The 25401-nt window shown below is 73.0% G+C and carries 17 protein-coding genes; 4 read left to right on the plus strand and 13 right to left on the minus strand.

Going from position 1 to position 25401, the window contains the following annotated elements; genetic code table 11:
* Positions 1–237 precede the first annotated feature (237 nt).
* The 8 genes from ACFWR9_RS33235 to ACFWR9_RS33270 form a co-directional block, all read right to left on the minus strand.
* Positions 238–2037: a GMC oxidoreductase gene (locus ACFWR9_RS33235; protein ID WP_383848679.1), complete on the minus strand. Its 1800-nt coding sequence runs from the start codon at positions 2035–2037 to the stop codon at positions 238–240.
* 103 nt (positions 2038–2140) lie between these two features.
* Entirely contained in the window at positions 2141–3754 is a 1614-nt protein-coding gene (locus tag ACFWR9_RS33240; RefSeq protein WP_383848681.1) for a succinic semialdehyde dehydrogenase, read from the minus strand.
* A 104-nt stretch (positions 3755–3858) separates the two neighbouring features.
* Entirely contained in the window at positions 3859–5616 is a 1758-nt protein-coding gene (locus tag ACFWR9_RS33245; RefSeq protein WP_383848684.1) for a serine/threonine-protein kinase, read from the minus strand.
* A gap of 81 nt (positions 5617–5697) precedes the next feature.
* Complete coding sequence (locus ACFWR9_RS33250; RefSeq protein ID WP_383848687.1) at positions 5698–6795, minus strand: serine/threonine-protein kinase; 1098 nt, start codon at positions 6793–6795, stop codon at positions 5698–5700.
* Positions 6796–6925: 130 nt separating this feature from the next.
* Positions 6926–8704, minus strand: a complete 1779-nt coding sequence (locus tag ACFWR9_RS33255) for a serine/threonine-protein kinase (RefSeq protein ID WP_383848689.1) — start codon at positions 8702–8704, stop codon at positions 6926–6928.
* Positions 8705–8849: 145 nt separating this feature from the next.
* Positions 8850–11678 carry a protein kinase gene (locus tag ACFWR9_RS33260; RefSeq protein ID WP_383848692.1) on the minus strand — a complete coding sequence of 943 codons (2829 nt, stop codon included), beginning with the start codon at positions 11676–11678 and terminating at the stop codon, positions 8850–8852.
* Between the two features lie 152 nt (positions 11679–11830).
* Positions 11831–13873, minus strand: coding sequence for a protein kinase (locus ACFWR9_RS33265; protein WP_383848771.1), 2043 nt, complete (start codon positions 13871–13873; stop codon positions 11831–11833).
* Positions 13874–14021: 148 nt separating this feature from the next.
* Positions 14022–15728, minus strand: a complete 1707-nt coding sequence (locus ACFWR9_RS33270) for a glycerol-3-phosphate dehydrogenase/oxidase (protein WP_383848696.1) — start codon at positions 15726–15728, stop codon at positions 14022–14024.
* A gap of 303 nt (positions 15729–16031) precedes the next feature.
* Between ACFWR9_RS33270 and ACFWR9_RS33275 the strand changes: the two genes are divergently transcribed.
* On the plus strand, positions 16032–17240 hold the full coding sequence (locus ACFWR9_RS33275) for a nucleotide sugar dehydrogenase (protein WP_383848699.1): 1209 nt from the start codon (positions 16032–16034) through the stop codon (positions 17238–17240).
* 90 nt (positions 17241–17330) lie between these two features.
* On the opposite strand, the gene ACFWR9_RS33280 is transcribed toward ACFWR9_RS33275, so the two are convergent.
* The 4 genes from ACFWR9_RS33280 to ACFWR9_RS33295 all read right to left on the minus strand — a co-directional run bounded on the left by ACFWR9_RS33280 (position 17331) and on the right by ACFWR9_RS33295 (position 21919).
* A complete protein-coding gene (locus ACFWR9_RS33280; RefSeq protein ID WP_383848702.1) occupies positions 17331–18455 on the minus strand; it encodes a GuaB3 family IMP dehydrogenase-related protein in 1125 nt (374 codons plus the stop codon).
* Between the two features lie 116 nt (positions 18456–18571).
* The gene (guaB, locus tag ACFWR9_RS33285) at positions 18572–20077 is read right to left on the minus strand and encodes an IMP dehydrogenase (RefSeq protein WP_383848704.1); all 1506 of its coding nucleotides are present in this window, start codon (positions 20075–20077) and stop codon (positions 18572–18574) included.
* A gap of 139 nt (positions 20078–20216) precedes the next feature.
* Positions 20217–20804, minus strand: a complete 588-nt coding sequence (locus ACFWR9_RS33290; RefSeq protein WP_064729392.1) for a sigma-70 family RNA polymerase sigma factor — start codon at positions 20802–20804, stop codon at positions 20217–20219.
* A 503-nt stretch (positions 20805–21307) separates the two neighbouring features.
* Positions 21308–21919, minus strand: coding sequence for a response regulator transcription factor (locus ACFWR9_RS33295; RefSeq protein WP_003948568.1), 612 nt, complete (start codon positions 21917–21919; stop codon positions 21308–21310).
* Positions 21920–22341: 422 nt separating this feature from the next.
* Between ACFWR9_RS33295 and ACFWR9_RS33300 the strand changes: the two genes are divergently transcribed.
* Positions 22342–22680, plus strand: a complete 339-nt coding sequence (locus tag ACFWR9_RS33300; protein ID WP_376350549.1) for a WhiB family transcriptional regulator — start codon at positions 22342–22344, stop codon at positions 22678–22680.
* A 74-nt stretch (positions 22681–22754) separates the two neighbouring features.
* Here the strand turns inward: ACFWR9_RS33300 and ACFWR9_RS33305 are convergent, their stop codons facing one another.
* Positions 22755–23690: a LysR family transcriptional regulator gene (locus ACFWR9_RS33305; RefSeq protein WP_383848707.1), complete on the minus strand. Its 936-nt coding sequence runs from the start codon at positions 23688–23690 to the stop codon at positions 22755–22757.
* An 81-nt stretch (positions 23691–23771) separates the two neighbouring features.
* Here ACFWR9_RS33305 and ACFWR9_RS33310 point away from each other — a divergent pair, with 81 nt between their 5' ends.
* Positions 23772–24440 carry an MOSC domain-containing protein gene (locus tag ACFWR9_RS33310; protein ID WP_383848710.1) on the plus strand — a complete coding sequence of 223 codons (669 nt, stop codon included), beginning with the start codon at positions 23772–23774 and terminating at the stop codon, positions 24438–24440.
* Between the two features lie 95 nt (positions 24441–24535).
* On the plus strand, positions 24536–25309 hold the full coding sequence (locus tag ACFWR9_RS33315) for an SDR family NAD(P)-dependent oxidoreductase (protein WP_383848713.1): 774 nt from the start codon (positions 24536–24538) through the stop codon (positions 25307–25309).
* Positions 25310–25401: the final 92 nt, after the last annotated feature.

Here is a 25401-nt window from a genome sequence, read left to right on the forward strand (position 1 = left end):
TCGCGCTCCCTCCGGCCCCGGGGCGCTCGAGCGGGGGGCGCGTTCGCCATGCCGTCGGCGCCCCGGAGCGCGACGTGCACGTGACGTAAGCCACATAAAGCTTCTGTGAAGTCGGGACAACCATTCACAGGGTTCACCGATCCAACGGGCCGAGGCATCCCACGGGCAGCGGCTCTGCCCGCCTGTGGGAGAGGGACCCGCGCTCGGAGGGGGGTGCGGGTCCCTCTCACCTCTTCCTCAGCTCTTCTTCGGCGGCACCGCCGGTATGCCCAGGAAGGGCAGGCGCAGCGCGCCGAAGGCCTCCGCCGGGACCGCCGGGGACTTGGGCTCGACCGGCGCCAGTCGCTCGTACGCGCTCCCCTGGGCGGGGCGCGGGTCGCTCTCGCCCTTGTTCGGCCAGTACGACATCGCCCGCTCGGCCTGCGCCGTGATGGTCAGGGACGGGTTGACGCCCAGGTTGGCGGAGACCGCGGCGCCGTCGACGACCGAGATGCCGGGGTGGCCGTAGAGCCGGTGGTACGGGTCGATGACGCCGGTCTCGCGGGAGGCGCCGATCGGGCAGCCGCCGAGGAAGTGGGCGGTGAGCGGGGTGCCCACCAGCTCCCCGACGTTGGAGCCGGCGAAGCCGTTGATCTCGGCGGCGAGCGCGGAGGCGCCCTCGGTGGCGGCCTTGATCTGCTTGGGGTTGGGCGAGCCGTGGCCCTGGCGTGCGGTGAGCAGGCCCTTGCCGACGCCCGTCGGTTTCAGGTGCGTGGTCAGGGAGTTGTCCAGCGACTGCATGACCAGGCCGATGATGGTCCGCTCCGACCACTTGCGGTTGGACAGGGAGCGCAGGACCAGCAGCGGATGCCTGGCCGCGTGGCCCAGGAAGCCCAGGACGCGGGACGCGCCCGAGGCGGTGTGCCCGGCGTACGGGACCTGGAGGATCGAGAGGCCGCCCATCGAGTTGGAGCCCTTGCCGTAACGGACCGGCTCGATGTGGGTGTTGGCGTCCGGGTGGATCGAGGACGTGATGGCGACGCCGCGCGTGAAGTCGGCGCGGGACTCGCCGGTGGCCTTGCGGTAGCGGCGGTCGTCGGTCTGGGCACCGACCAGCGCCTCGGAGTTGGTGCGGGTCAGCTCGCCGAGCTTGTCCGACAGGTGCGAGAGCCGGCCGCCCGCCTTCATGCGGTGCAGCAGGGTCTGGGTTCCGTAGGTGCCGGCGGCGATGACGACCCGGCGGGCCGTGAAGGTGCGGCCGGCGTCCTTCTTCTGCCGGTCGGTGGGGAGGGTGGCTATCGCGAAGCCGCCGCGCGAGTCCTCGGTGACCGAGACGACCGTCGTCATCGGGTGCACGACCGCGCCCGCCTTCTCGGCGAGGTAGAGGTAGTTCTCGTTGAGGGTGTTCTTCGCGCCGTGCCGGCAGCCCGTCATGCACTCACCGCACTCGTTGCAGGCCTTGCGGTCCGGGCCCGCGCCGCCGAAGTAGGGGTCGGGCACCCGCTCGCCCGGCTTCGCCTTCGTCTCCGCCTTGCCGTCGGCGTCCTCGCCGTCGCCGAAGAACACGCCGACCGGCGCCATGTGGAAGCTGTCCCCGACGCCCATCCGCTCGGCGGCGGCCTTCAGGTGCACGTCGGACGGGGTCATCGTCGGGTTCAGCCGGACGCCGAGCATGCGCCGGGCCTGGTCGTAGTACGGCGTCAGCTCCTCGTGCCAGTCGGTGATGTCACGCCACTGTGGGTCCTCGAAGAACGGCTTCGGCGGCACGTAGAGGGTGTTGGCGTAGTTGAGGGAACCGCCGCCGACGCCGGCGCCTGCCAGGACCATGACATTGCCGAGCAGGTGGATGCGCTGGATGCCGAACATGCCGAGTTTCGGCGCCCAGAGGTAGTTCTTCAGGTCCCAGGAGTTTTTGGGGAGGGTGGTGCGGGTGAAGCGGCGGCCGGCTTCCAGGACGCCGACGTTGTAGCCCTTCTCCGTGAGGCGGAGGGCGGAGACGGATCCGCCGAAGCCGGAACCCACGACGAGGACGTCGTAGTCGTAAGCGTCTTGAGGCACGGGGGTCTCCTCGTTGAGTTTCGCGTGCGGGTGCTCTGTGGCTGGTCGCGCCCAGGCGGCGGAGCCGCATATCGATACAGCCCCGCGCCCCCAAGAAGGTGGGCTACCTGAACCGGAGACTCTTCATGAGCCGGAGACTGCGGCTCATGAACTGGGCGTACTTCTCGTCGTCCATCCCCAGCGAGGGGGCCATCGGCAGCAGACGCTGGTGGGCGACCGTCTGGGCCTCGGTGTACTTGAGGATGCCCTCCGAGCCGTGCCGGCGGCCGAGGCCGGAGTCTCCCATGCCGCCCATCGGGGACTGGACGCTGCCGTAGGCGGAGGCGTACCCCTCGTTGATGTTGACGGTGCCGGTGCGCAGGCGGGCGGCGACGTCGCGGCCGCGCCGGGCGTCCTTCGTCCAGACCGAGGAGTTCAGTCCGTACGGCGTGGAGTTGGCGTGCCCGACCGCCTCGTCCTCGGTCTTGAAGCGGTAGACGGACACGACCGGGCCGAAGGTCTCCTCGGCGCACACGGTCATGGGTGCCGTGACGCCGTCGAGGATGGTCGGCTCGTAGAAGTACGGGCCGATGTCCGGTCGGGCGACCCCGCCGGCCACGAGCTTCGCGCCCCGCTCGACGGCGTCCGCCACGTGCCGCTCCACCGTCTCCAGCTGCCGCTCTCCCACCAGCGAGCCCATCTCCGCGCCGTAGGAGAGGGACGTGCCGAGCCGCATGGCCTTGGTCCGGGCGGCGAAGCGCTCCAGGAAGGCGTCGGCGACCGACTCCTGGACGTACAGCCGCTCGATGGAGATGCACAGCTGGCCGGCGGAGGAGAAGCACGCGCGGACGGCGCCCGCCGCGGCCTTCTCGATGTCGGCGTCCTCCAGGACGAGCATGGCGTTCTTGCCGCCGAGTTCGAGGGAGACGCCGACCAGCCGGGCGGCGGCGCCCTGGGCGACCTCGCGGCCGGTGCGGGTGGAGCCGGTGAAGGAGACGTAGTCGGCGTGCCTGACGACCTCGGGGCCGATGACGGGGCCGTCGCCGAGGACGACCTGGAAGACCTCGGCGGGCAGGCCGGCCTCGATGAGCAGGTCACGGGCCCACAGTGCGGTCAGGCAGGTCTCGGTGTCGGGCTTCATGACGACCGCGTTGCCCGCGACGAACGCGGGGAGCGCGTCGCCGACGGACAGCTCCAGCGGGTAGTTCCAGGGGGCGATCTGGCCGACGACGCCGCGCGGGTGGCGCAGTTCGGTGACCTTCGTCAGGGTCGGCACGGCGCCGGTGTGCCGCTTGGGCCGCAGGTACGCGGGCGCCTTGCGGCCGTAGTGCCGGGCGGCGACGGCGACGGCCTGGACCTCCTCGTGGGCGTGCAGCCGGGCCTTGCCGGTCTCCAGCTGGATGAGGTCGAGGACCTCGGCCTGGCGCTCCAGGACCAGGTCGTGGAAGCGCAGCAGGACCGCGGCGCGCTGCCGTACGGGAACACGCGCCCACACGGCCTGGGCGGCGCGGGCCTGTGCGAAGGCGCCGGCCACGTCCTCGGGCGTGGACTCGGGCAGGTCGGCGAGCTTCTCGCCGGTGAACGGGGTGTGGTTGGCGGTGCGGCCGGAACCGGCCACGCCCTTGGTGAGCTGGGCGACCAGCTCGGGCGTGACCACGTCGGCAGCGGTGCGGGCGCCCTCCGGGGAGGGGGCGAGGGGGTTCGTGCCGGTGAGTTCCGGGGCCTGCGCGTCCGTCATGAGCCGCAGGGTATGACGCCGCGGCGCCTTTGTGTACCCGTCGGTAATGGGGATTCACCGAGTGCTCACATGACGCCAGTGATCGCTGGCAACAAACCCGCTGATCAGGGCGTTGCGACCGTCCAGTTGGCGACGACCGTCCGGGCGATGTCCCGTCCCTCGTCGGCGAAGTAGCCCTTGCGGGGGTAGTCGATCCACACCTTGTACATGTCGCCGTTGCCCGCCCGGTAGTACAGGATGTGGAACTCGCGCGCCGTGGGGTCCTCCGAGTCCGTGGTCGTGTACTCGATGGTGTTCTCGGCGGCCTTGCCGCCCTGGTACTCGGTCTCGCTCGGCTCGCCCTCGGGGGCGGGGTCGTCGGCGAAGTCGTAGGAGTACTCGCCGTCCTTGAACGTGTCCCAGTCCGCCCACGCGCCCGCCATCGCGGTGTCCGGGATCTCGCCCGTCTTGTCCTCGGCCTTGATGTCGCGGTCGACGAGGACGGTGACGGCGCCGCTCGGGTCGGCGAACGTCTCGTTGGTGCCGTCCCAGTCGTCGGGGTGCTTCTGCTTCACGAACTCGGCGGGCAGGCCGACGCTCATCCCGAGCCTGGCGTCGAGCTTCTGCTGCTTCCAGCCCTCCGGCAGGGGTCCCGCGAAGGGGTCGGCGACCACCAGGTACGACGCCACCGCCGCCGCGACGACCGCCGCGCCGAGGGTGATCCAGGCGTTGCGGCCCAGCCGGACGCTCCACCGGGAGCCCGGCCCCGACGGCCCGTCGGCCCCGGCGACCCGCACGACCTGGGTGGGTGGCGGCGCGGGCGGGTTGGCGGCGGCGTCCAGCAGGCCGCGCACCCGGGCGGCGTCCGGGCGGCGCGCCGGGTCCTTGTCCAGCAGGCCCGTGATCACCTCGGCGAGCGGGCCCTGCGCGGCGGCGGGCGCCGCGGGGATGGCGTTGAGCACCGACTGGAGCGTGGCGGGGGTGTTGCTGCGGCGGAACGGCGAGACGCCCTCCGTCGCCGCGTACAGCACCACGCCCAGCGACCACAGGTCACTCGCCGGACCGGGGCGCTGGCCCAGCACCCGCTCCGGGGCGATGTACTCGGGGGAGCCGACGAAGCCGCCGGTGTCGGTCAGGTTGGTCTCGCCCTCGATCTGGGCGATGCCGAAGTCGGTGAGGACGACCCGGTCGTGCCGGCCGAGCAGCACGTTGTCCGGCTTCACGTCCCGGTGCAGGATGCCGGCCGCGTGGGCGGCCTCCAGCGCGCCGAGCACCTCCAGGCCGATCCGGGCCGCCTCACGGGCGCCCAGCGTGCCCTCCTGCAACGCGTCGCCCAGCGAGCGTCCCCGCACCAGCTCCATCACGATCCACGGCTGGCCGTCGACGACCGCCACGTCGTGCACGTTGACCACGCAGGGGTGGTCGAGCCGGGCCGCTGCGCGGGCCTCGCGGCGCATCCGTTCGAAGGCGTTGTCCCGTTCGCGCTCGGGAAGGTGGTCGGGTACGCGGGGCTCCTTGACGGCCACCTCGCGGTCCACGGTCTCGTCCTTCGCCCGCCACACCGTGCCCATGCCGCCGTGCCCCAGCTTGGCGAGCAGCCGGTAGCGGCCCGCGATCAGCCGCCCGGCGCCCGGGTCCTGCGCGGACTGGTTCTGCGCGGAGGAGTCCTGCGCGGACGGGCCCTGCGCGGACTGGTTCTGCGCGGACGGGCCCTGCGCGGACTGGTTCTGCGCGGACCGGGACACCGGCTGTGACGGTACGACCTGGGTCGGTGCCGCGTACGGGTTGCCGGGATGCGGCACGGCGACGGGCTGGTTCGGTGGTTGCAGGCCAAAACTCGTCGGCTCGTCCGACCCCCTGCGGGGTCCCCCGTTGCTGCTCATGGGTCCATCCATATCGCGCCGGACGCGTCCGTATCCACCGCGGGTGCCCGGTGGTCACAGACCCGTGACGCGGGTTGCCGCTTATCTCCCCTTTAGGTGCGATGCCGGGGACTCGTGGGCGGACGGAGCGCCGGACGGGGACACCGAGGGGGACGCCGGATCCGTCGTCGGTGTCGCGGGCGCCGAGCTCGTCGGCGCTCCGCCCCCGCCGTCGTCGCCGTCCACGAGCAGCACCGCCGCCGAGATGCCCGCGCCCGCCGCCGCGACGACCAGCAGCACCGCCACGAGCACGCTCCGCTTCATCCGCCGGCGCCCGTGGGCCGCCGTCGTCGCGGGCGGGCGGCCGGTGCTCAGGTAGAGACGCAGCATCCGGTCCGCCTCCGCCGCGTCCAGCCGCCGTCGCGGATCGCGTTCGAGGAGGCCCCGGACGACCGGGAGGAGCGGTCCGGTCTGGGCGGGCGGGTGGATCTCCTCGGTGACCACGGCGTGCAGGACGCCGCCCAACGAGTCGCGGTGGAAGGGCGAAGCGCCGCTGAGGATCGCGCACAGCAGGACGCCCAGGGACCACAGGTCGGACTCCGGTCCGGTCCCGGCGCCGGACATCCGCTCCGGCGCGGTGTACTCGGGCGAGCCGACGAAGGAGCCGCTCTCGGTGAGGGTGGTGGCGCCCGCGACCTGGGCGACGCCGAAGTCGGTGAGGACGACCCGGCCGTCCTCGGCGATCAGCACGTTGGACGGTTTCACGTCCCGGTGCAGGACGCCGGCCGCGTGGGCGGTGCGCAGGGCGTCGAGCAGCGCGATGCCGATCCGGGCGGCCTCGCGGGGGCCGACGGGGCCGCGGGCGACGACGCGGTCCGCGAGCGAGCCGCCGTCGACGAGTTCCATGACCATGTACGCGCGGGCGTCGTCCTCGACGACGTCGTGCACGACGATGACGTGCGGATGCCGCAACTGCGCGACCGCGCGGGCCTCGCGCAGGGTGCGCTCGCGGCGCCGCCGGGCCTCCGCCTCGGAAAGGGTCTCGTCGAGGGGCAGCGCCTTCACGGCCACCTCGCGGACGAGCAGTTGGTCGGTGGCCCGCCACACGATGCCCATGCCGCCGCTGCCGAGCCGCTCATGGAGCCGGTAACGGCCCGCGATGACACGCCCGCCAGCCCCCTCGGTCACCATGCGTCCCATGATGCCCCACCGGACGCGACGCCTCCGTGCCGTCGTCACACGGGTGGCCGACAACCGACGGGTGCGCGGGCGCCGTTGCGGCGGCTCCCGGCCGGCTTCCGGCGCCGCGCGGTGCGGTGCGGTGCGGGTCTCAGCCCGTCCGCTCCTGCCAGCTCTGGAGCACCGACCTGAACTGCCGCTCGGTGGTCGGCCAGTCGTCCGCGGGCCCGGACATGTTGAGGGCGTACTCGACGCCGTCCCGGGACATGTGCGTGTGCGCGACGGCGCGGCGCGGGCCGGGGAAGGGGGTGTCCTTCGCCAGCGCGGTCCAGGTGTACTCCCACCGGGCGCTGTCGCGGTCGCGGTAGGTGCCGCGCTCCAGGGTGGCGCGCCGGTAGTCGACCAGCCGCTGTAGCTGGACCTCCAGATCGAGCTGGTGCGCGTGCGGGTCGTTGTAGTCGGGGGCGGTGTCGACGGATATGCGCAGGAGGTGCTTGCCGCCGTCGGGGCTGTAGTCGGCCTGCTTGAGTTCGCCCTCGTCGTCGAAGGCCGTCCGCTGCCAGTTCTTGGGCAGGTAGAGGCTGAAACCCAACGGGTCGTCGCGGCGTTTCCAGTTGTCCGGGACGGATCCGCCGGGCCCCTTGCCGGTGGTGGGGGACCCCGAGGGCGTGGTGGGCGAGGAGGACGTCGGCCCGGTGGGCTCCGGACCGGCCTCCGTGCCGCCGCCGTCGCGCTGTTGCAGCAGCACGGCGGTGCCCGCGCCGATGAGGGCGGCGACGGCGACGACCAGGGCGACCGTGCGCAGGCGGCCCTGCCGACGGCGCCGGGGGCCGGGGGTTCCGGCGGGTCCGGTGTGCGTATGGCCCGTCGTGGGGCCGGGCGGCGGCACGGTGCCCGGCGGCATGGCGCCCGTCCCGTGCCCCTGCGCCGTGTGGCCCGTCCCGTACCTCTGTGCCGTGTGGCCCGTCGCAGGGTGGCCGACGGCCGCGGTGGGGCCGGTCACCGGCGGGTACGGCGTCGCGGTGGGCGTGCCCGCCGTCCCCTGGTGGAGCGTGTCGCCCTGCCGCCCCTGGCCCGCGTACCGGGTAGGCACGTACGCCTGGGCCGCGTCCGGCCGCCGTCCCTCGGCCGCCTGGGCGAGCAGGTACTCGGCCTCGGTCGGGTCGGGCCGCGCCTCCGGGTCCTTGCGGAGCAGGGCGCTGATGACCGGCGCGAGCGGACCGGCGTACCGGGGCTCGGTGGCCTCCTCCTCGACCACGGCCTGCATGGTGGTGAGCGGTGAGGTGCGGCGGAACGGCGATCTGCCTTCCACCGCCGTGTACAGCGTCGCGCCGAGCGCCCACAGGTCGGAGGCGGAGCCGGGGTCGTGGCCGCGCACCCGCTCGGGCGCGAGGTAGTCGACGGAGCCGACGACCTCGCCGGTCCGGGTGATCGTGGTGTCACCCTCGATCTGCGCGATGCCGAAGTCGGTGAGCAGGACGCGGCCGTCGTCGGCGAGCAGGACGTTGCCCGGTTTGACGTCGCGGTGCAGGACGCCGGCGGTGTGCGCGGCGCGCAGGGCGCGCAGCACCCACAGGCCGATACGGGCCGCCTCGCGCGGCTCGACCCGCTCCTCCTCCTTGACCGCGTCGGCCAGCGAGCGGCCCTCGACCAGCTCCATCACGATCCAGGGCCGGCCGTCGTGTTCGAGGACGTCGTGCACGGTGACGACGGCCGAGTGGTTGATCCGCGCCGCCGCGCGCGCCTCGCCCCGGGTGCGTGCCAGCAGTATCGCCTGGTCGCTCTCGGAGACGTAGAGCGCGGCGGTCAACTCCTTGATGGCGACGGTCCGGTTCAGCACCTCGTCGTGTGCGCGCCACACCCGGCCCATGCCGCCGCTGCCGATGGTGTCCCCGAGCCGGTAACGGCCCGCGACGAGCCGGCCCTGCATCTGATTCACGTTGCCCCGCAATGGTCTTGTCAGGGCCAGACTAGGGACCGGCCCCCCTCCGGGGAACGGGTGGGGTGGCATGGAAACCGCTCTGTGACGGTTGTCGCTTTCCGTGACGGGAGGCAACCATCGGGGCGAACTGGGGTCAGCGCGTGTACTGGTAGGTCGCCGAGGCCTGTTCGAACAGCCGGCTCACCTCGTCCCGCTCGGCCTCCGGACCGCGCACCTGCACCACGTGGTAGCGGCCGTCGATCAGGATGGCGACGTTGCGCACGAAGAGCTCGCCGCCCGCGCCGGTCCAGGTGAACTGCCCCTCGGCCATGGTCCGTCCGCCGACCTCGATGGTCTTCAGCCCGCTGGAGGTGGCCCAGCTGGAGGCGCGGTAGGGGGCCAACTCGGGCTCGCTGTCGCGCTGGTAGACCATCGGGTCGTCGCCGAACTCGGAGGTGCGGTCGCGGCCCGGTACGACGAGCAGCTCGAAGTCGCCCTTGGCGTAGACGACCTGGCCGCTGCCGTTGCGGGGGGTGCGGTTCCAGTCCTCGGCGACGGCGACGCGGAAGCCCTCCGGGTCCTTGCGCAGGGTGAACCCGTCGGCGACGTTCGACTGCGTCTCGGTGGAGCCGGCCCCGGTCTCCGAGTCGCTGGGGCCGGGCTCCGGGGACGTCTGCTCGGGCCGGGGCTCGCTGCTGACGTCCGGTGACCCCGCGGGCGGCGCCTGGCTCGCGTCACCGGCGGTGCCGGTGCGGTCGGCGGCGCCGGAATCGCGCGTGTCGCTCTTCGGCAGGAAGAACATGGCGTACGCGACGGCTCCGGCCAGGGCGAGCAGTATCACCAGGAGCAGGGTCCGGCCGAGGCTGCGTGGCGAGCGGGCGGGTTCCGCGCGGCCCCGCTTGTGGCGGCCGTGGTGTGCGGGCAGCGCGGCCCGGCGCCTGCGCACCAGCTCGCCGCGGCGGCGCACGATGGGCAGCCGGCTGTGGCCGGTCTCGGCGGGCGGGGCCGAGATGACGTGCAGGCCGGCCTCGGGCTCGGGCGCGGAGCGTACGAGGGAGCGCAGCCAGCCGCGCAGTTCCTCGAAGTCGATGCGCTCGGTGGGGTCCTGACGCAGCAGTGACTCCACGACCGGCCGCAGCGGCCCGCACTCCTCGGCGAACGCCGGTGGCTCCGCGCACACGATCTGCACCAGCTCGGCGGTGGACTCCTCCGGGTAGGGCGCGTGCCCCTGTACGGCGCGGTAGAGCAGCGCGCCCAGCGCCCACAGGTCGGTGGCGGGGCCGATGGGCGCGGCCAGCTGCCAGTTCTCGTGCACCGGCCCGGCCTGCTCGGGCGCCCAGCGCTCGGTCACCGGCCCGACCACGGCCATCCGCGTCTGCCGGGCCCGCTCGGCGGCGAGCGCGGTGGCGGGCCCGCGCGGCGCGGGGGTACGGGCGACGAGGTCGTCCCAGCGCCCGGAGGTCGCCGGGCCGGCCTCCTGCGACGGGAGGGCGTGCCCGGCGGTGTCCCCCTGCCGGGGGGCGGGGGGCAGGGCCCGGCTGGTCAAGGTCTCGGACGAGGCCGGGTCACCGGGGGGTTGGGGTGCTTGGGGTGCCGGGTCACCGGTGAGGCGGGGCGCGTGGGGTGCCGGATCACCGGCGGGGCGGGGCGCGTGGGGTGCCGGATCACCGGCGGGGCGGGGCGCGTGGGGTGCCGGATCACCGCCGAGGCGGGACGCGTGGGGTGCCGGATCACCGCCGAGGCGGGGCGGGGTGGATGCCGGGTCGCCTCCGGTGCGGGGCGTGGCGTCGTGCCAGGAGGTCGTGCGTACGCCGTAGGGGTCGGCGATCTGCCCGGACGGACCGGCGTGGACGCCCTGGTCGGGGTACTGGCCGGACCTACCGGCCTCGCCGTCATGGTCGGGGTACTGGCCAGGTCGGCCCGCGATGGCTTCCGGGCCCTGGGGTGGGCGGGCGGCGTCGTCGGGGGCGGGGCGGGCTCCTGGGAGGGCCGCGCGGCCGTTCTGGGCCTCCTGGACGCGGGCGGCGGCACGGGCCCCGGCGCGGTACGCCGCGATCGCGCCGGCGCGCGCGGCGCGGATGTCGCCGCTGGCGTCGAGCTGGGCGGGCGCGAGCCCGGCGGCGGGTGCACCCGGCCCCACGGCCCCGGGCACCGGCAGCCCACCGACGCCCCGAGCCTCGATGGCGGCCCGCCGGGCGGCCTCCGGATCGGCGTCACCGGGGCCCAGGATTCCGGCCCGGGCGCCGACCGGCCCCAGCATCCCGGGCCCGGTGCCGCCCGGGCCGGGCGTACCGCCGCCGGGGCCGAAGGTCCCGTTGGGGTCGAGCGGGCCGGGGGCGGGGTCCTCGTCGGGCGGCGGGACCGGGTCGTACCCGCACAACGCCTCCTCCGCCGCCCCGACCGCCAGGCCGGTCAGCATCACGCGCCCGTCGTCGCAGACCAGCACGGTGCGCGCGGTGATGTTGCGGTGCACCCAGCCGTACGTGTGCAGCACCCGCAGCGCGAGCAGGATGTCGGAGGCCACCTCCGCCGCGCGGTACGGCGTCAGCGCCTGCTCGGCGAGCAGCGCGGCCAGCGGCCTCGCGGCGACCAGCTCGCTCACGATCCACAGCGAACCGCCCTCGGCGAACACGTCGAAGACCTGGTCGAGCCGCGGGTGGTCGGGAACGGCGGCGGCGGCCTGCGCGGCCTCGACGGCCCGCCGTACCACCGGGTCGGCCGGCCGCCGGATGCCGCCACCGCCGTCGGAGGACCGCCTGCCTGCGTGCCGGACGCCGCCGTCGCGGGCCGTGAAGCCGTCGGGCAGACCGTCCGCGTCGAGCACCTCCGCCTCGACGACCTCCGGCAACGGCAGCTGTCGGACCAGGACTTCCTGGCCGCTGTACGTGTCGAAGGCCCGGGTCTCGGTGAGTTCGTACTCGTCGGACGGCGGCAGGGGCAGGCGGTAGCGGTCGGCGAGCACCCGTCCCGCATAGTCGTCCACGTCGCCACCCCCGGCAGCCCGTCGGTCAATTCCGTTCGCCCGGCGGGCCGTTCCGGCTGCGTACGGTCCGCAAGCACTCACGATACGTGCCGGAGGCAACCCGCAAAGAGCTGATGCCAGATATCGCGCCGCTCAAACCCGGACCCATCCGCTCAGGACTTGGGTTCGAAGGACTTCGTCAGGGTGCGCCAGGTGTTACGGCGCAGGTCGCCGTCCCAGTCGGCGGCCTTCGCGGTGTACATGAGCGCGTAGCCCTGGTGGTCGTTGACGACGAAACCCCGGTCCACGGTGCGGTACTTGGTGCCGCCGTCGGTGTAGGTGAACTCCCAGTCGGCCGCGTTCCAGCCCCGGTAGCCCACCTTCTCTATGCGGATCTTCTTGTACTGCGAGCGGACCATGGACCGCTCCTGGTTCTTCCAGTCGGCGACCGGGTCGCCCTTGGGCGTGGAGGTCCAGGCGACCAGCAGCTTCTGCCCGCCGGGGCCGGTGAACCGGTCGCCCGAGGCGCCCGTGGAGGCGAACCTCCAGCCCTCGGGCAGCCCGATGCGGTAGCCCTGGCCGCCCTTGTGGGTGGCGGCCACGTCCTCCTTGGCGTCGGACTTCCCGGCGTCCGGCGACCCGCCGCCCGCGTCGCCGGACGCGCTCGCGCCGGCGTCCGGCGCGCCGGTCGCGTCCCCGTCCGTGGCCGGGTCGGAGGCGGCGCCGTCGGTGCCGGTGCCGCCCTCCTCGTCCTGCTTGGTCTCGTCGCTCGGGCCGGCGGAGGCGACGGGCTTGTCGTCCTTGCCGCCCTCGGCGCCCTTGTCGTCGCCACCGCCCAGGGTGAGCGCCAGCACGGTGCCGAGCACGGCGAGCGCCACGACCACCGCGATGACGATCAGCGTCCGGCGCGGCACCACGTCGGTGAGCGGTGCCCGGGGCACGGGCCTGGCCGGCAGGTCCGGCGGCGGCACGACGGGCCAGCCGGAACTCCGCGCACCGCCGGGAGCGTTCGCCGCCCCGCCCTGCGAGCCGGCACCGGCGCCCGATCCCTGCGCCGATCCCGTGGCAGCGGCCGTTCCGGCGGTACCGGACGCGGCGGTACCGGACGCGCCCGCCCCCGTGGAGCCGGATTCGGCGCCGGACCCGGAGCCCGTAACGCCCTGCCTGGTCCGCGAGGCGGCGGCCGCACCGGCCGCACCCGCCCCCACGGCGGCCTTGCGCACCGAGCGCAGTGCCCCGCGCAGCCGCTCCCCGGCCTCCTCGGCCCGCTTGCCGCCGGCGCCGCCGCCCCGGCGCGTCCGCTCGTCCGGCTGGGCCGGCAGCGGCACGACCTTCGTGGCGTCGACCGGTTCGGCCTCGGCGGCGGGCGGGTGGATGACCTTGTTCAGCATCGCCCGGGCGCCGGCGTCGTCGATCCGGTGGGCGGGGTCCTTGTTGAGCAGGCCGTAGATGACGTCCCGCAGCGGGCCGGCGTTCTTCGGCTCCTCCAGGTTCTCCGTCATCACCGCGGTGAGGGTCGCGATCGCGGAGCCCTTGTCGTAGGGCGGGGCGCCCTCCACGGCGGCGTACAGCAGCCCGCCGAGCGACCAGAGGTCGGCGGCCGGTCCCGGCTTGTGGCCGCGGGCGCGCTCCGGGGAGATGTAGGAGGGGGCGCCGACGAGCATGCCGGTGGAGGTGACGGACGGGTCGCCCTCGACCTGGGCGATGCCGAAGTCGGTGAGCACGACCCGGCCGTCCTCGGCGATCAGCACGTTGGACGGCTTCACGTCGCGGTGCAGGATGCCCTCGCGGTGCGCCGACCGCAGCACGTCGAGGACGGCGAGGCCGACCTCGGCGGCGCGCTTCGGCTCCAGCAGACCGTCCTCACGGATGGCCTCGGCGAGCGACTTGCCCTCGACGAGTTCCATCACGATCCAGGGCCGGTCGTCCTCCTCGACCACGTCGTAGACGGTGACGGCGCCGTTGTTGCGGATCCGCGCGATGGCCTTGGCCTCGCGCAGCGTGCGCGTGATCAGGCGCCGCTTCTCCTCCTCGTCGATGTTGCCCGGGAACCGCAGCTCCTTGACGGCGACCGTGCGTCCCAGGGTCTCGTCCTGGGCCCGCCACACCGTCCCCATGCCGCCGCGGCCGAGCACGTCTCCCAGCCGGTAACGCCCGGCGAGGAGACGTGCGCTCTTGTCCGTACGGGGTGTCCCCGCCCGCTCCGCGTCCGACATGCGTCCCCTCATGCAACCCGCCCTGACTGAGCCTTCATTGTCCCCCACGCGACAAGTGCTCGACGCCCAGGGTGCCACGGGGGCCGGGTGGGCGCCGGGGGCGGGCGGTGCGGCGGGCCCGAGGGGCACCGGCCCGCCGCACCGCCCGCTACCGGGGCACGATGTCCGGCGCCCCCAGCCGCGCCGCGTCGGCCGTCAGGTCGTCCGGCTGGCGCTGCGACTCCCGCTCGGCCTCGACCCGCTTCTCGTAGTGCCGGACCTCGCGTTCGACCTGGTCCTTGTCCCAGCCCAGCACCGGTGCCATCAGCTCGGCGGCCTCACGGGCGCTGCGCGTCCCGCGGTCGAATGTCTCGATGGAGATGCGGGTGCGCCGGGTGAGGACGTCGTCCAGGTGCCGCGCGCCCTCGTGCGAGGCGGCGTAGACGATCTCGGCGCGCAGGTAGTCGTCGGCGGCGTGCAACGGTTCGCCCAGTGAGGGGTCGGCGGCGACGAGTTCCAGCAGCTCCTCGGCCAGCGACCCGTACCGGTTCAGCAGGTGCTCCACGCGCACGACGTGCAGGCCGGTGCGCGCGGCGATCCGCGCCCGCGCGTTCCACAGCGCCTGGTAGCCCTCGGCGCCGAGCAGCGGGGTCTCTTCGGTGACGCTGTCGGCGACCCTCAGGTCGAGTCCGTGCACGGCCTCGTCCACGGCGTCCTTGGCCATCACCCGGTACGTCGTGTACTTGCCGCCCGCCACGACGACCAGGCCGGGCACCGGGTGCGCGACGGTGTGCTCGCGCGAGAGCTTGCTGGTGGCGTCGGACTCGCCGGCCAGCAGCGGGCGCAGTCCGGCGTAGACCCCCTCGACGTCGTCGCGGGTGAGGGGCACCGACAGCACCGAGTTGACGTGCTCCAGGAGGTAGTCGATGTCCGCGCTGGAGGCGGCCGGGTGGGCCTTGTCGAGGTCCCAGTCGGTGTCCGTGGTGCCGATGATCCAGTGCCGGCCCCAGGGGATGACGAACAGCACGGACTTCTCGGTGCGCAGGATGAGCCCGGTGGTGGAGTGGATGCGGTCCTTGGGCACGACCAGGTGGATGCCCTTGGACGCCCGGACGTGGAACTGGCCGCGCTCGCCCACCATCGACTGCGTGTCGTCGGTCCACACCCCGGTCGCGTTCACGATCTGCTTGGCGCGGATGTCGTACTCGCCGCCGGCCTCGACGTCCTGCACGCGCGCGCCGACCACGCGTTCGCCCTCGCGAATGAAGGAGGTGACCCGCGCGCGGTTGGCGACCTGGGCGCCGTACGCCGCGGCCGTGCGCACCAGGGTGGCCACGAAGCGGGCGTCGTCCATCTGCGCGTCGTAGTACTGGAGCGCGCCGACGAGCGCGTCCTTCTTCAAGGCGGGTGCCACCCGCAGGGCGTGAGAGCGGCTCAGGTGACGGTGCATCGGCAGGCCCCGGCCGTGGCCGCGGGCCATGGACATGGCGTCGTAGAGCGCGACGCCCGAGCCCGCGTACAGCCGCTCCCAGCCCTTGTGCTGCAACGGGTACAGGAACGGCACCGGCTTCACCAGATGCGGTGCCAGCCGTTCGAGCAGCAGCCCGCGCTCCTTCAGCGCCTCCCGTACGAGCGTGAAGTCGAGCATCTCCAGATAGCGCAGGCCGCCGTGGATCAGCTTGCTGGACCGGCTGGAGGTGCCCGACGCCCAGTCCCGCGCCTCGACCAGGCCGGTCGACAGGCCGCGCGTCACGGCGTCCAGCGCGGTGCCCGCGCCGACCACGCCGGCGCCCACCACCAGTACGTCCAGTTCGCGCTCGGCCATGGCCGCGAGCGACTCGGCGCGCTGCGCCGGCCCCAGTGTCGCTGTCCTCACTGCTGCCTCCCGCTGTGGTCGCGTCGGCCGCACCCGTCGGGCGAAGCCCGTCTCCTGGTACCCACCATGCCCAGATTCTGTCCGGCCTGCCCGACATCGGCCGCCGCACGCCCCCAGCCTGTGGACAACTTCAAGCCTGTGGACAACTTCCCGCAGGTCACCGTCGAGACTCACCCGAAACGAGGCAGATCAATCCCACAAATCGGTCATATTTACTCCTAGTCTGACGTTGTGCTCGCTCATCCTGTCCACCGGGCTTGCGCGCCTGTCCCGCTTCGGCTACTGGGAAGGACGGCCCACGCCATGCCCGCAGATCTCGCCGTCATCGGACTCGGCCCGTACGGCCTGCCCCTGGCCCAGGCCGCCGTCGCCGCCGGCATCCCCACCCTCGGCTACAAGACCGGCCCCGAGGCCGGCCCCCTCTCCCCCGCCGAGCTGCGCCGGATGCTCGCGGCGGGCTTCCGCACCGCCGCCGGCCCGGCCGAGCTGGGCCGGGTGCGTACCGCGGTCATCTGCGCGCCCACCCCGCCGGCGCCGGACGGCGGCCTGGACCTCACCCAGGTCGAGGCCGCGGCCCGCACGCTGGCCGCGCACATGCGCCCGCACACCACGGTGATCCTGGAGTCGCCGGTGCGGCCGGGGACCACGGAGGAGTTCCTGCGCCCGATCCTGGAGCAGGGCTCCGGGCTGCGCGCCGGCCGCGACTTCCACCTCGCCTACTCCCCCAGCCGCGTCGACCCCGGCAACCGCGACTTCACACCCGCCAACACACCGAAGGTCATCGGCGGCCTCACCCCCGCCTGCACCGAGTCGGCCGCCGCCTTCTACGGCCGCCTCACCGACAAGGTGGTCCGCGCGCGTGGCCCGCGCGAGGCGGAGACGGTGCAGCTCCTGGAGACCAACTTCCGCCACGTCAACATCGCCCTCGTCAACGAGATGGCCGTCCTCTGCGACGACCTCGGCGTCGACCTGTGGGACGTCCTGCGCTGCGCCGAGACCAAACCCTTCGGCTTCCATGCCTTCCGGCCCGGCCCCGGCGTCGGCGGCCACTCCGTCCCCCAGGACCTGACCGGCCAGGCCCCCCACAGCCTGCGCATGGTGGAGGTCGCCCAGCGGGTCAACGCACAGATGCCCCGCTACGTCGTCCAGCGCGCCGCCGCCCTCCTCAACGAGCACGGCAAGTCCGCGCGCGGCGCCCGCGTCCTGCTCCTCGGCGTCACCTACAAGGCCGACCTCGCCGACCAGCAGGCCACCCCGGCCGAGGAGATCGCGACCCGCCTGATGGGGCTCGGCGCCGCCGTCAGCTACCACGACCCGCACATCCCGTCCTGGAACGTCGCGGAGCGCCCGGTCCCCCGCGCGGACTCCCTCTACGAGGCCGCCGCCGACGCCGACCTGACGATCCTCCTCCAGCAGCACCGCACGTACGACCTCCAGGGCCTGTCGGTGAAGGCCCAGCTCCTGCTGGACACGCGCGGGGCGACGCCCACGGGGGCGGCCCACCGGCTCTGAGCGCACCGGCGATGGCGCCGGGTGGGGCCAGGCAACGCGAAGGGGCCCGGAGCGACTGCTCCGGACCCCTTCGCTACGCCGTCCGGGTGACTACCGCCGGTGCTGCGAGTCCGCCACGGTGACCTCGACCCGCTGGAACTCCTTGAGCTCGCTGTAGCCGGTCGTCGCCATCGCGCGGCGCAGCGCCCCGAAGAAGTTCATCGAGCCGTCCGGGGTGTGGGACGGGCCGGCGAGGATTTCCTCTATGGTGCCGACCGTGCCGAGGTCGACCTTCCTGCCGCGGGGCAGCTCCTCGTTGACGGCCTCCATGCCCCAGTGGTTGCCCTTGCCGGGCGCGTCGGTGGCGCGGGCCAGCGGGGAGCCCATCATCACGGAGTCGGCGCCGCAGGCGATCGCCTTGGGCAGGTCGCCGGACCAGCCGACGCCGCCGTCGGCGATGACGTGCACGTACCGGCCGCCGGACTCGTCCATGTAGTCGCGGCGGGCCGCCGCCACGTCCGCCACCGCCGTCGCCATGGGCACCTGGATGCCCAGCACGTTGCGCGTGGTGTGCGCGGCGCCGCCGCCGAAGCCGACGAGGACGCCCGCCGCGCCGGTGCGCATCAGGTGCAGGGCGGCGGTGTAGGTGGCGCAGCCGCCGACGATGACCGGGACGTCCAGCTCGTAGATGAACTGCTTCAGGTTCAGCGGCTCGTGCGAGCCGGAGACGTGCTCCGCCGAGACCGTCGTACCGCGGATGACGAAGATGTCCACACCCGCGTCCACGACGGCCTTGGAGAACTGGGCGGTGCGCTGCGGGGAGAGCGCGGCGGCGGTGACCACACCGGAGTCGCGCACCTCCTTGATGCGCTGCCCGATCAGCTCCTCCCGGATGGGAGCGGCGTAGATCTCCTGGAGGCGTCGGGTCGCGGTGTCCGCGTCGAGGCCGGCGATCTCGTCGAGCAGCGGCTGCGGGTCCTCGTGCCGGGTCCAGAGCCCTTCGAGGTTGAGCACGCCGAGGCCGCCCAGCTCGCCGATGCGGATGGCGGTGGCCGGTGAGACGACCGAGTCCATGGGAGCGGCCAGGAACGGCAGCTCGAAGCGGTAGGCGTCGATCTGCCAGGCGATCGAGACCTCCTTCGGGTCCCGCGTACGGCGGCTGGGGACGACGGCGATGTCGTCGAAGGCGTACGCCCGGCGGCCGCGCTTGCCGCGCCCGATCTCGATCTCAGTCACGTCTGTGGCCTTTCCCTGATGCGTTGCAGCGCCTTCCAGTATCCCCGACGGGCACGGCGGGGCACTGCTGAGGGCGGCCCCGGATGGTCCGGGGCCGCCCTCGGGAAGCCTGCTGCCTACTTGCTGCGGCTGTAGTTCGGTGCTTCGACCGTCATCTGGATGTCGTGCGGGTGGCTCTCCTTGAGGCCGGCGGAGGTGATCCGCACGAACCGGCCCTTGGACTCCATCTCCTCGATGGTGCCGGCGCCCACGTAGCCCATGGTCTGGCGCAGACCGCCGACGAGCTGGTGCAGCACGTTGCCCAGCGGGCCGCGGTAGGGCACCTGGCCCTCGATGCCCTCGGGCACGAGCTTGTCGTCGGACGCCACCTCGGCCTGGAAGTAGCGGTCCTTCGAGAACGACCTGGCCTGGCCGCGGGACTGCATGGCGCCCAGCGAGCCCATGCCGCGGTACGACTTGAACTGCTTGCCGTTGATGAACTGCAGCTCGCCCGGCGACTCCTCACAGCCCGCGAGCAGGCTGCCCAGCATCACCGTGTCGGCGCCGGCGGCCAGTGCCTTGCCGATGTCGCCGGAGTACTGCAGGCCACCGTCGCCGATCAGCGGGACACCGGCGGGCCGGGCGGCGAGGGACGCCTCGTAGATCGCCGTGACCTGCGGGACACCGATGCCGGCGACGACGCGGGTGGTGCAGATGGAGCCGGGGCCCACGCCCACCTTGATGCCGTCGACACCCGCGTCGATCAGCGCCTGGGCACCGTCACGCGTGGCGACGTTGCCGCCGACGACGTCTATGCCGACGCTCGACTTGATCTTCGACATCCAGCTCAGGGCGTTGCTGTTGTGGCCGTGCGAGGTGTCGACGACCAGGAAGTCCACCCCGGCCTCGGCGAGGGCCTGGGCCCGGTCGAGCGCCTCGGGGCTGGCGCCCACGGCGGCGCCGACGATCAGACGGCCCTCCGCGTCCTTCGCGGCGTGCGGGTACTGCTCGGCCTTCACGAAGTCCTTGACCGTGATCAGGCCCTTGAGGACACCGTCGCCGTCGACCAGCGGAAGCTTCTCGATCTTGTGGCGGCGCAGCAGCTCCATGGCCTCCACACCGGAGATGCCGACCTGGCCGGTGACCAGCGGCATCGGCGTCATGACCTCGCGCACCCGCCGGGAGCGCTCGCTCTCGAAGGCCATGTCGCGGTTGGTGACGATGCCGAGCAGCCTGCCCGCGTCGTCGGTGACGGGTACGCCGCTGATGCGGAACTTGGCGCACAGCGCGTCGGCCTCGGCGAGGGTGGCGTCCGGGTGGATGGTGATGGGGTTGGCCACCATGCCGGACTCGGAGCGCTTGACCAGGTCGACCTGGTTGGCCTGGTCCTCGATGGACAGGTTCCGGTGCAGGACGCCGACACCGCCCTGGCGGGCCATGGAGATCGCCATCCGGGATTCGGTCACCTTGTCCATCGCCGCCGAGAGCAGCGGGATGTTGACCCGCACGTTGCGGGAGATGCGGGACGAGGTGTCGACCGCGTTCGGGAGCACCGCGGAGGCGCCCGGCAGCAGCAGCACGTCGTCGTAGGTCAGCCCGAGTGTCGCGAATTTTCCGGGCACTCCGTCGACGTTGGCAGTCATGACACCTTCCCCAAATGGCCTTGATCGGTGCGGATGTCCATGCTAACGGGAAGTGGACGTGGCTCATTCCACGATCAGGAAGGCCTGCGATCTTCGTAGTTTTGTACGGACAGGGGCCGCCGTCCGTTCACGGCGGCGACTACTGCTCCGCCAGCGCCCGCAGTCGGCTCAGCGCCCGGTGCTGGGCGACCCGCACGGCACCGGGTGACATTCCCAACATCTGGCCGGTCTCCTCGGCCGTGAGTCCGACCGCGATGCGCAGCAGGAGCAGCTCGCGCTGGTTCTCCGGCAGGTTGGCCAGCAGTTTCTTGGCCCAGGCGGCGTCGCTGTTGAGCAGCGCGCGCTCTTCCGGGCCCAGGGAGTCGTCCGGCCGCTCGGGCATCTCGTCGGACGGGACGACGGTCGAGCCGGGGTGGCGCATCGCCGCGCGCTGCAGGTCGGCGACCTTGTGGGCGGCGATGGCGAAGACGAACGCCTCGAAGGGCCGGCCGGTGTCCTTGTAGCGGGGCAGCGCGAGCAGCACCGCGACGCAGACCTCCTGGGCGAGGTCCTCGACGAAGTGGCGAGCGTCGCCGGGCAGGCGGGACAGACGGGTACGGCAGTAGCGCAGCGCCAGGGGGTGGACGTGGGCGAGCAGGTCGTGCGTGGCCTGCTCGTCCCCGTCGACGGCGCGGTGGACGAGCCCACCGACCGTCCCCTGGTCGCGGGGCGCCTCGTCGTCACGCATCGGTCCATCGTGCCTTGCGGCCGTCCGATCCGTGGCTCCGTGCCCGCTGTTGTGCACCGAAGCGTTATGAGTAGGTGCGCCGGAACTCATCCCCTGCGCCCTCCCCTTCCGCTTGACCGACTCGTCCCCGAGGAACTCCACACCTCAAGGATGCGTCATCCGCGGCGAAACGAGCAGCGGGCACCCGGCGGGTCGCCTTGTCACCCCCGCTCACCTCGCGATAAGCGGGGAACGTCACGTCCCCGACGGGCCCTTTCGGCCTCCACCGCACGGGTGCCCCCTAGGGCCTGTCCGGCGGATCATGCCGCAGACGCGGGGGCTGGCACGCCCATCTGCCGCGTTGTCGTCGGTTGCCGACTCCCCCACGCTCGGCTCCGCTCGCGCGGGGGGACCCCCATCGCGTCGTCGCCCTCCTCCGCCTTGCAGCTGGACGCACCAGCCCCCGCTCGCCTGCGATGATCATGCACCGTCCCTTTCCTGCGACCTGATCCGCCGGACAGGCCCTAGCGGACCAGGCCCCACCGGAAGCCGAGCGCCACGGCGTGCGCGCGGTCCGAGGCGCCGAGCTTCTTGAAGAGCCGCCGGGCGTGGGTCTTGACGGTGTCCTCGGAGAGGAACAGCTCGCGGCCGATCTCCGCGTTGGAGCGGCCGTGGCTCATGCCCTCCAGGACCTGGATCTCACGCGCGGTGAGCGTGGGCGCGGCGCCCATCTCGGCCGAGCGCAGCCGGCGCGGGGCGAGCCGCCAGGTCGGGTCGGCGAGGGCCTGGGTGACGGTGGCGCGCAGCTCGGCGCGCGAGGCGTCCTTGTGCAGATAGCCGCGGGCACCGGCGGCGACCGCGAGGGCCACGCCGTCCAGGTCCTCGGCGACGGTGAGCATGATGATGCGCGCCCCGGGGTCGGCGGACAGCAGCCGCCGGACGGTCTCGACGCCGCCCAGGCCGGGCATGCGCACGTCCATCAGGATCAGGTCCGAGCGGTCGGCACCCCAGCGGCGGAGGACTTCCTCGCCGTTGGCGGCCGTCGTCACGCGCTCGACGCCGGGCACGGTCGCCACCGCGCGGCGCAGCGCCTCTCGGGCAAGCGGGGAGTCGTCGCAGACGAGGACGGAAGTCATGGCCGTCCTCCGCAGCTGATGCGCGTCACGTTGAGCCTCCAGGCTGGTACGAAATCGTCACCTGTGCGGTCGACCGTCCCGGACGCCCGCCCGAGCACTTGTTCCTTCAACCGCCTCCGCACTCTCAACGATGGTCACTCGAAAGAGTTACGGGGCTGTGTGTCGTCTTCGGCACTCTACGTGAGGAGGCGGCCACGCAGCAGACATGCGCGTCGGACCCGCGCCGTTTCATCACAAGCAGTGCCCCATTTAGCCGCTTTTCTTCCACTTCGGTGGTGTCTGCGGCTAGATTCGCAATGAGTCATATTTTCATCTCCTTAGATCGTAGTTGTACGGTCGTGGATGCTGGATCGCTGGATCGCCGCATCGCCGCATCGCCGCATCGCCGGCATTCACCCATATCGGCAACAAGGGGTCACGCAATGGCAGATTTCTCCCGCCTTCCAGGACCGAACGCGGACCTGTGGGACTGGCAGCTCCTGGCTGCGTGCCGCGGGGTGGACAGCTCGCTCTTCTTCCATCCGGAGGGCGAACGCGGTGCGGCGCGGAGTGCTCGCGAGAACTCGGCCAAGGAGGTCTGCATGAGGTGCCCGGTCCGCGCCGAGTGCGCGGCGCACGCGCTTGCGGTGCGTGAGCCGTACGGCGTGTGGGGCGGGCTGACCGAGGACGAGCGCGAGGAGCTGATGGGACGGGCACGCCACCGCCTGGTGGCGGCGTCGGCGTCCGGACCGGCCGGCGGGGAGGCGGCCGCCCACCACTGAAGGAACGTTTCTTTAATGGGGTTGTCAGAGCAGGGGGTTCTTCAGGGCATGGGGTTCTTCAGAGCAGAGGGTTCTCAGAGGGGGTTCGGCCGACGCGCCGCCGACAGGCGCGCGCCCGCCCGGGCCAGTTCGTCCAGCGTCGCCGCCACCGCGGGCACCTGGGCCAGGTCGGGCAGGCTGAGCGCGACGATCTCCCGCCGCACCGCCGGTTCCAGCGTCACCGTGCGCACACCCCGGGGCCGTACGGACTCGACGGCGAGCTGGGGCAGGACGGCCACGCCCAGCCCGGCGCCGACCAGGCCGACGACGGCCGGGTAGTCGTCGGTCGCGAAGTCGATGCGGGGGGTGAAGCCGGCTCCCTCACAGACCTCGACCAGCTGGCCCCGGCAGCGGGGGCAGCCCGCGATCCAGGACTCCCGGGCCAGCTCCCCGATGGCCACGGGCCCGGCGGACACCGCGCGGGCCAGCCGGTGCCCGTCCGGGACCAGCGCCACGAGGCGGTCGGTCAGCAGCGGCCGTACGACGAGATCGTCCCACTCCTCCGCGCCCGCCGCGCCCTCGTAGCGGAAGGCGAGTGCCACGTCGCAGTCGCCCTCGCGCAGCAGCTCGACGGATTTCGGCGGCTCGGCCTCCTCCAGCGAGACCCGGGTGCCGGGATGCGCGGCGCGCAGCGCGGCCAGGGCGTTGGGTACGAGGGTGGAGCTGCCGCTGGGGAAGGAGACCAGCCGGACCCGGCCGGCGCGCAGCCCGGCGATGGCGGCGACCTCCTCCTCGGCGGCGGTGAGCCCCGCGATGATCCCGGCGGCGTGCCGCACCAGCGCCTCTCCGGCCTGGGTGAGGCGCATCTCGCGCCCGGTGCGGACGAGCAGGGGGGTGCCGACGGAGGACTCCAGGGCCTTCATCTGCTGGCTGACGGCGGGCTGGGTGCAGCCCAGCTCGCGCCCGGCGGCGGAGAAGGAACCGGTCGATGCCACGGCGCGCAGCACACGGAGATGACGAGCCTCGATCACACCGCTGAGGATAAGCGACGCTTTGACCGAACGACGAATACCGCGTCGACACTTTGACGAGGATTGTCCTACCGTTCCGCCATGAAGCTTCTGTCTGTCAATCTCGGCCGCGCGAAGACCGTGCCGTACACGGACCACCCCGAGGGCGTCACCGGCATCGACAAGCGGCCGGCCGACGGGCCCGTGCGGGTGGCGGCGCCCGGGGCGAAGGGCGTCGGGGCGAGCGGGCTGGCCGGCGACACGGTGTGCGACACGCGCCATCACGGCGGCGACGACCAGGCGGTGTACGCGGTGGCCCGCGAGGACATGGACGACTGGGAGCGCGAACTGGGCCGTGCGCTGCCCAGCGGCTCGTTCGGCGAGAACCTCACCACCACGGGCCTGGACGTCTCCGGCGCCCTGATCGGCGAGCGCTGGCGGATCGGTCCGGACCTGCTCCTCGAAGTGACGTCCGGACGCATTCCCTGCCGCACCTTCCAGGGCCATATGGGTGAGCAGGGCTGGATGAAGCGCTTCATCGAGAAGGCCGCGCCGGGCGCGTACTTCAGGGTGGTCGAACCCGGGGAGATACGGGCGGGCGACCCGGTCCGGATCGTGCACCGGCCCGACCACGAGGTGACGGTGGCCCTGCAGTTCCGGGCGGTGACGATCCAGCGGGAGCTGCTGCCCCGGCTGCTGGCGGCGGGCGGGGCGCTGCACCCGGAGGCGTTGGCGCAGGCACGGAAGTACGTGGCGAGGTACGGCGACTGACCGCTCTTCACCAGGATTTTCTTCACCGGCTCTTCACGAGCGGCGGGGCCGGTGAGCGAAGTGGACCCGGCCCGTCCGACCCATAACCTTGCGCCATGACAACGGCATTGATTACGGGATCGACGGCGGGCATCGGCGCCGCGTTCGCCCGGCGGCTGGCGGCCGACGGACACAACCTGGTGCTGGTGGCCCGGGACACCAAGCGGCTGCGCGAACAGGCGACCGAGCTGCACGACCGGCACGGCATCGAGGCGGAGGTGCTGACGGCGGACCTGTCGGCGGACGCCGGCATCGAGGCGGTGTCCGCCCGGCTGGGTGAGCGCAGGCACCCCGTCGATCTGCTGATCAACAACGCCGGCTTCGGCAACAAGGGCAAGTTCCTCGACGTCTCCATGGCCGACGAGCTGACCATGCTCAAGGTGCACTGCGAGGCGGTGCTGCGGCTGACCTCGGCGGCGGTGGAGGGGATGCGGGAGCGCGGCCGCGGCGGCGTCGTCAACGTGGCCTCGGTCGCGGCCTTCGTCCCGCGCGGCACCTACGGCGCGTCCAAGGCGTGGGTGGTGCAGTTCACCCAGGGCGTGGCGAAGGACCTGGGCGGCAGCGGCGTACGCCTGATGGCCCTGGCTCCCGGCTTCGTGCGTACGGAGTTCCACGAGCGGGCCGGCATGGGCACGGACAACATCCCGAACTGGATGTGGCTCGACGCGGACAAGGTCGTCGCGGCGGCCCTGGACGACCTGGCCCGGGGCAAGTCCCTGTCCATCCCGGACCCCCGCTACAAGACCCTGATGGGCGCGGCGAAGCTGGTGCCGCGCGGCATGCTGGGCGGCCTCAGCTCACGGACGGGCCGCAAGTACGGCCCGCAGTAACCGGCAGCGCCCCGCAAGGGGCGCGGGGAACTGCGCGAGCAACCCCCACGGCGCCGCACCCGGCGGCAAACCCCGCCGGGGCAGGACGCGAA

Source organism: Streptomyces sp. NPDC058534, assembly GCF_042717365.1.
Taxonomy (GTDB): domain Bacteria; phylum Actinomycetota; class Actinomycetes; order Streptomycetales; family Streptomycetaceae; genus Streptomyces.

Excerpts from the sequence above, each read along its gene's own strand:
- guaB (WP_383848704.1), bottom strand. The coding sequence starts at position 20,077 with ATGACTGCCAACGTCGACGGAGTGCCCGGAAAATTCGCGACACTCGGG.
- ACFWR9_RS33250 (WP_383848687.1), bottom strand. The coding sequence starts at position 6,795 with ATGGGACGCATGGTGACCGAGGGGGCTGGCGGGCGTGTCATCGCGGGC.
- ACFWR9_RS33245 (WP_383848684.1), bottom strand. The coding sequence starts at position 5,616 with ATGAGCAGCAACGGGGGACCCCGCAGGGGGTCGGACGAGCCGACGAGT.
- ACFWR9_RS33290 (WP_064729392.1), bottom strand. The coding sequence starts at position 20,804 with ATGCGTGACGACGAGGCGCCCCGCGACCAGGGGACGGTCGGTGGGCTC.
- ACFWR9_RS33265 (WP_383848771.1), bottom strand. The coding sequence starts at position 13,873 with ATGTCGGACGCGGAGCGGGCGGGGACACCCCGTACGGACAAGAGCGCA.
- ACFWR9_RS33295 (WP_003948568.1), bottom strand. The coding sequence starts at position 21,919 with ATGACTTCCGTCCTCGTCTGCGACGACTCCCCGCTTGCCCGAGAGGCG.
- ACFWR9_RS33275 (WP_383848699.1), top strand. The coding sequence starts at position 16,032 with ATGCCCGCAGATCTCGCCGTCATCGGACTCGGCCCGTACGGCCTGCCC.
- ACFWR9_RS33315 (WP_383848713.1), top strand. The coding sequence starts at position 24,536 with ATGACAACGGCATTGATTACGGGATCGACGGCGGGCATCGGCGCCGCG.
- ACFWR9_RS33240 (WP_383848681.1), bottom strand. The coding sequence starts at position 3,754 with ATGACGGACGCGCAGGCCCCGGAACTCACCGGCACGAACCCCCTCGCC.
- ACFWR9_RS33255 (WP_383848689.1), bottom strand. The coding sequence starts at position 8,704 with ATGCAGGGCCGGCTCGTCGCGGGCCGTTACCGGCTCGGGGACACCATC.
- ACFWR9_RS33310 (WP_383848710.1), top strand. The coding sequence starts at position 23,772 with ATGAAGCTTCTGTCTGTCAATCTCGGCCGCGCGAAGACCGTGCCGTAC.
- ACFWR9_RS33300 (WP_376350549.1), top strand. The coding sequence starts at position 22,342 with ATGGCAGATTTCTCCCGCCTTCCAGGACCGAACGCGGACCTGTGGGAC.